At 45.5% G+C, this 7778-nt stretch carries 7 protein-coding genes; 2 read left to right on the plus strand and 5 right to left on the minus strand.

Going from position 1 to position 7778, the window contains the following annotated elements; genetic code table 11:
- Nucleotides 1–147 precede the first annotated feature (147 nt).
- Nucleotides 148–1071, minus strand: a complete 924-nt coding sequence (locus CHU92_RS01920) for a pseudouridine synthase (protein WP_094412053.1) — start codon at nt 1069–1071, stop codon at nt 148–150.
- A 56-nt stretch (nt 1072–1127) separates the two neighbouring features.
- Nucleotides 1128–2042, minus strand: a complete 915-nt coding sequence (locus CHU92_RS01925; protein WP_094412054.1) for a geranylgeranylglycerol-phosphate geranylgeranyltransferase — start codon at nt 2040–2042, stop codon at nt 1128–1130.
- Nucleotides 2043–2420: 378 nt separating this feature from the next.
- Here CHU92_RS01925 and CHU92_RS01930 point away from each other — a divergent pair, with 378 nt between their 5' ends.
- Both CHU92_RS01930 and CHU92_RS01935 read left to right on the plus strand, forming a co-directional pair.
- Nucleotides 2421–3755, plus strand: a complete 1335-nt coding sequence (locus CHU92_RS01930; RefSeq protein ID WP_394335724.1) for a GH1 family beta-glucosidase — start codon at nt 2421–2423, stop codon at nt 3753–3755.
- 6 nt (nt 3756–3761) lie between these two features.
- Nucleotides 3762–4769, plus strand: coding sequence for a glycosyltransferase family protein (locus CHU92_RS01935; protein WP_094412058.1), 1008 nt, complete (start codon nt 3762–3764; stop codon nt 4767–4769).
- A 134-nt stretch (nt 4770–4903) separates the two neighbouring features.
- On the opposite strand, the gene CHU92_RS01940 is transcribed toward CHU92_RS01935, so the two are convergent.
- The 3 genes from CHU92_RS01940 to CHU92_RS01950 all read right to left on the minus strand — a co-directional run bounded on the left by CHU92_RS01940 (nt 4904) and on the right by CHU92_RS01950 (nt 7562).
- Entirely contained in the window at nt 4904–5470 is a 567-nt protein-coding gene (locus CHU92_RS01940) for a hypothetical protein (RefSeq protein WP_094412060.1), read from the minus strand.
- Between the two features lie 4 nt (nt 5471–5474).
- Complete coding sequence (locus CHU92_RS01945; protein ID WP_094412062.1) at nt 5475–6413, minus strand: mevalonate kinase family protein; 939 nt, start codon at nt 6411–6413, stop codon at nt 5475–5477.
- A 69-nt stretch (nt 6414–6482) separates the two neighbouring features.
- Nucleotides 6483–7562 carry a diphosphomevalonate/mevalonate 3,5-bisphosphate decarboxylase family protein gene (locus CHU92_RS01950; protein ID WP_094412064.1) on the minus strand — a complete coding sequence of 360 codons (1080 nt, stop codon included), beginning with the start codon at nt 7560–7562 and terminating at the stop codon, nt 6483–6485.
- Nucleotides 7563–7778 lie beyond the last annotated feature (216 nt).

A 7778-nucleotide genomic window follows, 5' to 3' on the forward strand; every position in this document is an offset into this window, starting at 1 on the left:
ATCCTCCCCGCCGCCCGCTTTTGCGGCGGGGAGATAGAGTGGACAGCGGGCCCGGGCGTTTATGACAGGCACCCTGATTGCTGCTCGTGGTGCTTATCAGCGTACTTGTGGGAGTTTTTGTGTTATGCCCCGGGGAGAAGTGCCTTGTTATACATTTTTTAAGTTAATCACTTCCTGCGCGGTGAGGAACCTCCAGTTGCCACGGGGAAGGTTTTTCTTGGTAAGCCCGGCAAAAGCGACACGGTCGACCTTAAGCACATCATAATTATACTGCTCAAATATGGCGCGTACTACTTTTACGTTAGGGGTACGCAGCTTGAGGCCTATTTCGGTCTTGGGCTGGCCTTCTATATAGCTTATTTCGTCTATATACAGCCGGTGCCCGTCAAGCGTAACACCTTCGCTTATCTTTTCAAGGTCTTCAAATTTCAGGTTCCTGTCCAGCGATACCTGGTAAATTTTGAACGACTTTTGGTTTGGTTGTGCAAACTTCCGTACCAGTTCGGTATCATTGGTAAATATCAGCAGCCCGGTAGTTGTAGCGTCCATCCTTCCTATAGGCTGGATTTTGGCCCCGGTAGCATTGCGAACCAGTTCCATAACATTGCGCATGCTTTTTTCCGCATCACCCGAGGTACTGAAGTTTTTCGGCTTGTTCAGCAGGATATATTCTTTAGGCTCAGGGTTTAGTATTTTACCGTCAAACTCCACTTTGTCACTCAGCTGTACCCTGTACCCCATTTCGGTTATAACCTTCCCGTTTACCTTCACATTGCCGCTTTGTATATATATATCGGCATCCCTTCTCGAGCAAACACCCGCGTTCGATATGTATTTATTTAGCCTGAGCTCACTAGGGTTGGCTGCCGGTTTTGGAGCCGGGGCCTCTTTCTTTTCGTATTTCTTTTTAGAAAATGCCTGCTTCGGCCTGGAAAAGCCATCTTTATTGCGCTCTCCCCCCGCACCCGGTTTTGGTGCAGTCCTGCCTGGCGATTTGCCTGCCGGGGTGCTTTTCTTCCTGTCGCCGCCTTTCCCTGAAGCGTTACCCTTATTTGTATTGCCGTAAGCCATTGCTGTGAATTTATTGCGCAAAGATACACTATAATTGCCGCTGATTGCAAATATTATCAGTACAGCAGGTTGCGCCCGTTTACCAGCACGGAAGGATCGATAAGTACAATGCAGAAAACGCCGGTAACAATAAGGAACTTCAGGATGTTGTGAAGCCGGAGGTATTGCTTTTGGGTTTCTGCTTTCCACAAAAGGATAAGGAAATAGATAATAAATATCATTCCTGCATAAAAGTAAATGTCCATGTAGCCTACATCATATATTTCAATGAGCAGGTAAACAGGTATCAGCGTTAAAAAGGTAAGGGCGGTTATAAGCCTTTTAGACATAGCCTCGCCAAACATTACAGGTATGGTGCGGTAGTTAGCCACAAGGTCACCTTTAATATTTTCGAGGTCTTTTATAAGTTCGCGGGTAAGTATAAGCAGGTACAGGAAGGTGGCATGGGCAAAAATGACCTGGTAAAAGTTTTTAAAATACATAAGGATGCCAAAAAAAGGCAACACTGCCAGGAGGGCCGCAGTAAGGTTGCCTATTACGGGGTATTTTTTAAGCTTATGCGAGTAGAACCATATAAGGAAAATATAGGCTGAAAAGAACACTGCCGCCCGCCATGACACTAAAAATGCCAGCAGCGTTACCAGTATGTTAAGCGCAAAATATACATGCAGCTTGGTTTGCTGGCTTACAAGACGGTCAAGCATCGACTTTTTGGGTCGGTTAATAAGATCTTTTTGCGCATCGTAAAAGTTGTTAATAATATAACCTGAAGCTATGGTAAGCGATGACGCAAGCACAATGAGGAACAGGTTGGCATCAAGCAGTACATCAAGCGCCCGCTGCTCCGGCGCCAGGATAAAAATGGCCGAAAGGTACTGTGCCAGCGCTATTACAGGTATGTTATAGCCGCGCACCACTGAGAAAAGGCTGAATACCTTCATGAGTGTGAGCCGCGTTTTCCTTGAAGCCATAGAAATTTTAGTATTGTAAACTGTTACTTATGTGTTTTAGTATGGTAAAGATAGGTATAATGTTTTTTTGTAGTGTAGTTTGCTAATTTGTTTTGCTGTTATTTCCTGCACAGCGCAAATTTTAAAATCATGAGCGGTATTACAGGCGGCTTTCAAAAAATAAAAAACACTTAATGTTTTGATAACAAACCTGATACGCACACTTAACTTCTATAGCTTTATTTTGCATAAAACACTCATTATGAAGTTTTTCATCCTAAAATATTTCTTTTCATTCCGGCAGTGGTTGCTCATCAGGGCCATGCAATCATCTTACATGCATTAACAGCCCCACTGTTTGCAGCACAGGTTTGAATGGATAACAGTAATACAACTTTTTTGGACAGATCCGCTTTCGGGAACAACTTTAACTGGGGTGTGGCAACCGCCGCCTTCCAGATTGAGGGCGGGCACGATGCCGACGGAAAAGGGCCTTCTATATGGGATGATTTCACATCGCGTAAAAAAAGCATTAAAAGCGGCCATGATGCCCACATTGCCTGCGATTTTTACAACTGCTATAAAAAAGACCTGGACCTGGTAAAAGAAATCAACATTCTTAATTTCAGGTTTTCCCTGAGCTGGCCGCGCATTATACCGACAGGCCTGCACCCCGTAAACCAGAAAGGCATTGACTATTACAACAGGGTTATAGATTACCAGCTTGAACAGGGTATTGCACCATGGGTTACCCTCTATCACTGGGACCTGCCGCTGGCACTGGAACAAAAAGGCGGATGGACCAGCCGGGATGTGGTTTCATGGTTTACTGACTATACCCAAATATGTGCGGATAACTTTGGTGACAGGGTTAAAAACTGGATGATCATGAACGAGCCCTCTGTTTTTACCGGGGCAGGCTATTTTTTAGGCATCCATGCGCCGGGACGCAGGGGCCTGGTAAATTTCCTGAGGGCAGTGCATCATGCCACACTGGCTACAGCCGAAGGCGCACGGGTACTGCGCAGTTCGTTGCCTGACGCCCATATTGGCACCACATTTTCATGTACGCATATTGAGCCTGCCACCATACGCCCAAGGGACATTGCGGCGGCAAAACGGGTTGACACCCTGCTTAACCGTGTGTTCATTGAGCCTTTGCTTGGGCTTGGCTACCCTGAGGCCGACCTGCCCGTAGTGAGGAAGATAAACCGCTACATACTGCCGGGAGATGAAAAGCTGATGCCTTTTGACTTTGATTTTATCGGCCTGCAATGTTATACCCGCGAAGTGGTAAAATCATCATTGTTTACTCCTTATATCGGGGCTGCGCTGGTAAATGCCGGGGAGAGGGGGTGTGCCGGTTACAGATATGAAGTGGGAAGTTTACCCCCCCCTTCGTTATACTATATGCTCAAAAAATTTGGCGGATATAATAACATAAAAAATATAATTGTTACTGAAAATGGCGCTGCATTTCCTGACCGGGTGGAAAACGGCAGTGTTAATGATACCCGGCGGGCACAGTACCTGCAGGACCACATGGCAGAGGTGCTGAAAGCAAAACAGGAAGGCGTAAATGTTAACGGTTATTTTGTCTGGACCCTGACCGATAATTTTGAATGGGCTGAAGGCTATAATGCCCGCTTTGGGCTGGTACACGTAGATTTTGAAACGCAGCAGCGTACTATAAAGCAGTCAGGGTTATGGCTGCGTGATTTTTTAAAAGGATAATTAAGCATGAAGATACTATATGCTATACAGGGAACGGGCAACGGCCACCTGAGCCGCGCGCTTGATATTATACCCTACCTGCAGCAGCACGGCAAAGTTGATATTGTGGTAAGCGGTATACAGGGCGACCTGAAACTGCCTTTTGAGGTAAAGTACCCGCTTAGGGGGCTTAGCTTTATTTTTGGTAAAAACGGCGGTGTAGATATGTGGAAAACCCTGAAACGCACCAACCTGAGGAAGTTTGTGAAAAGCGTAAGGCAGCTCCCTGTAGAAAATTATGACCTTGTTATAAATGATTTTGAACCTGTAACAGCCTGGGCATGTTACTTTAAGAACAAACCCTGTATAGCCCTGAGCCACCAGGCAGCCGTCCTTAACCCTGCCTACCCGCCCGCAGAAAGCACCGACAAGATGGGCAGGCTGATACTGCAGCAATACGCCCCTTCAACTGAAGCTTACGGGTTTCATTTTTCCGGTAATGGCACTACTATTTTTACACCAGTAATTCGCGGCCAGGTGCGTGGCCAGCAGGTTACCAATGAGGGCCACTACACGGTTTACCTACCTGCGTATGATGATGCCAAGCTCATCAAGAGGTTATCAGAATACCCGGAAGTAAACTGGGATGTGTTTTCCAAACATAACAAGAAAATGCTTGTGGTTAATAACATTACGGTACAGCCCATAAATAATGAAGAGTTTACTGCAAGCATGGCTTCATCGGCCGGTGTACTGTGCGGGGCAGGTTTTGAAACCCCTGCGGAGGCACTTTATCTGGGAAAAAAATTATTGGTAATACCCATGAAAAACCAGTACGAACAGCAACTTAATGCAGCAGCGCTCAAAGCCATGGGCGTGCCGGTAGTGAAGAGCCTGAAACCTGACAGCAAACCTGTTATAAAGGACTGGCTGGAAAATGGGCAGCCTGTACCGGTAAACTATCCTGATATAACACAGGAAATTGTAAATAAAGTGGTGGCGCGGCATTTTAAAGAATCTGCAACACTAATGTAATAGCAGGAATAAGACAACTTTTTTTGAGAGGCAGGGGTGTATCTTTACAATAAGGTTCAGGGTATTCCACTTCGACAGTGGAGAGATATCCCAAAGATTTTTCTTTTCGCTATGCTTCATTCAAAATAAAACAGCTACTCCGCCAGTTTCTTCAGCTTACCTGTCCCTGCCATAACTGCAAAAACAACGAACATAAAAACCACAATATTAAGAAGCAGCTTTACAACAAAATCGCCCTGGTACATCATCCAGCTACTCGGAAGGTAATCTCTGTAAAAAGTTGTGATTATTATTAATAAGCGCTGTGAAGGAAGTATCAGCAGCATTACGGCAAATGTTATCAACGCCGCTTTTTTTATGTACAGCTTCTTTATCCAGAATAATTGGGAAAGCAACAAGTACATTAAAGGACTGCCCCATAAAGCAAACCAGTATTCATTAAATAGCGGCGACTGCACTATAACAACTTGGTTGCCACTATACATCGCTCGGTACTGCAAATAAGCATCAACACAAAAAAGGACAAAATACAATATGCCGGCAACCCTCAGCACCTGTACGGCACTAAGTATAAAGGCTTCTTTAACCGCTATCTTCTTAAGGTTGGAGGTACGCAATGAAGCTGTTATAGGTACAACAATGCCAAACCCAGTAAATACAGAGAGCAGCAGCGCGTTAAGGATAGAAAAATTTTCAGGCACAGGTTTAGAACTGGTATACTACTTCCAGCTTATGGCCTTTTAGTGATTCCTTTGCCCTGTCCAGGTCTTCGGTAAAGCCAAGTATGTAACCCCCACCGCCTGAGCCGCAAAGTTTCAGGTAATAATCGTTGGTTTCAATGCCTTTCTGCCACAACTCGTGGAACTGCTCCGGAATCATCGGCTTAAAGTTGTTAAGCACCACTTTACTTAGCTTTTTAGTATTGGCAAAAAGCGATTTGAAATCGCCATGCAGGAAGTTATCTACACAGGCATCGGTATATCTGGCAAATTCTTTTTTAAACATGTCGCGGAAACCTTTGTCTTTAAGGTTCTCCATAAAAATAGAAACCATAGGGGCGGTTTCGCCTACAATGCCTGAATCTAAAAGGAATACCGCACCTTTACCATCGGCAGCCTGGCTTGGTATGCCGGTAGTTTCGATATTATCCTGCGAATTGATAAGTATTGGGATACTCAGGTAGCTGTTCAGCGGGTCGAGCCCAGAACTTTTCCCATGGAAAAACGCTTCCATCTGCCCGAATATCTTTTTAAGCTGCAGGAGCTTGTCGCGGGTAAGGTTTTCAAGCACCGTAATTTTATCTTTGGCATAGCGGTCATAAATAGCCGCTACAAGCGCACCGCTACTGCCTACACCATATCCCTGCGGAATGGTAGAGTCAAAATACATCCCTTCGCCGATATGGCGGCTAAGTGCATCAATATCAAACTGTACAAGTTCCGGCTGTTCTTCCTGCAGGCCAGCAAGATATTCCGCAAACTTTTTAAGGTTTCGGTTTGAGTTAAGGGCTTCTGCGGATGTATTTCCATCCATCTTCAGCGCACCGTTATAAAAATTATAGGGAATGGATAAACCTTTAGAGTCTTTTATGATTCCGTACTCCCCGAAAAGAAGGATCTTTGAGTAAAATAATGGCCCTTTCATTAAAATAATTTTGATAAAGGTACAACAAAAAACGTTAAATACTGTAACTTATTATTACGTAAACTTTTATTAAAGAATAATTGCCCCATTTCCTGTGGCATCGCAAATGTACTGACTGTTCTGGCAATAGGCAACTAATTCTGCCTTAATAAATTCCATTACCTGGTTTGTATAGCTTTCGGGGTACAAAACATGTACGTTGGCACCGGCATCAAGGGTAAAGCATACGGGTATGTTGGTTTCAGCCCTGAATTTCCATATACGGTTTATTATTTCCAGCGTATTGGGCTTCATGAGGATAAAATACGGCTGCGATGTCATCATCATGGCATGCAGCGTCAGCGCCTCGCTCTCCACAATAGTGATAAACTCCTCAACATTGCCCCCTGCCAGTGCCTTTTTTATAGCCGAAAGATTTTCGTGCGCCTGGGCAAAGCGCTGCTGCGCAAACGGATGCCCGTGCATAAGGCCATGCCCCACAGTGCTGCTTACCTGTTTTTCGCCTTTGTCAACCAGCAGTATGGTGTCCTGGTAATTGTGGAATACAGGATGCACAGTACCTGTAAACGCAACCCCAAACAAGTCGCTGCTGCCGTTAATATCCTTGTGTTCACCCCATACCACGATATTCCCTTTAACGCTGCGGCAGGCACTGCCCGAGCCTAACCGCGCCAGGAAAGATGCCTTTTGGTAAAAGTATTCATCTGTCATTTCAGGGTTCAGTTCGCGCTCCAGGCTCATAAGGTTCATAGCCAGTGCCGCCATGCCCGAGGCCGATGATGCTATGCCTGAACTGTGCGGAAATGTATTTTCCGTATGTATAGTAAAATGATACTCTTTAAGGAAAGGCACGTACTGCTCTACCCTTTGGAAAAATTTCAGGATTTTCGGTTTAAAATCCTCTTTCGGTTTACCTTCGAACAGCAGATCGAATGAAAAATCACTTTTGCCTTCCTTTTTTTCAAAATCCAGCTTTGTTATTGTCTTACAGTTGTTGAGGGTGAAGCTGACCGACGGGTTGGCCGGTACCTGGCCCTGTTTCTTGCCCCAGTACTTTACGAGGGCAATATTGCTTGGCGCGCTCCAGGTGAAGCTGCCACGGCCTGCCTGGTTTGTATAACGGGTAGGGATAAAGTCCTTTTCGGTCATGTTTTTGAAAATTTGCTGCAAAGATAGTTTTTTGTAGCGGAATTTAGGAAAGAGGTTGGTATTGACAAAATTGTGGGGCGGGGCACCGGTGGTGGAGTGTGGGGGCTTGGAGCTGTGGTGGTGGTGCCTTACTGGCGGAAGCTGCGTAAAAGGCAATGTTGCTGTGGTATAGCCGCGATGGGAGCGGCATCCTCCCCGGCGCCGCGCTTATGGCGG

This window comes from Flavobacterium cyanobacteriorum (assembly GCF_002251835.1).
In the GTDB taxonomy this organism is placed as follows: Bacteria; Bacteroidota; Bacteroidia; order Flavobacteriales; family Flavobacteriaceae; genus Flavobacterium; species Flavobacterium cyanobacteriorum.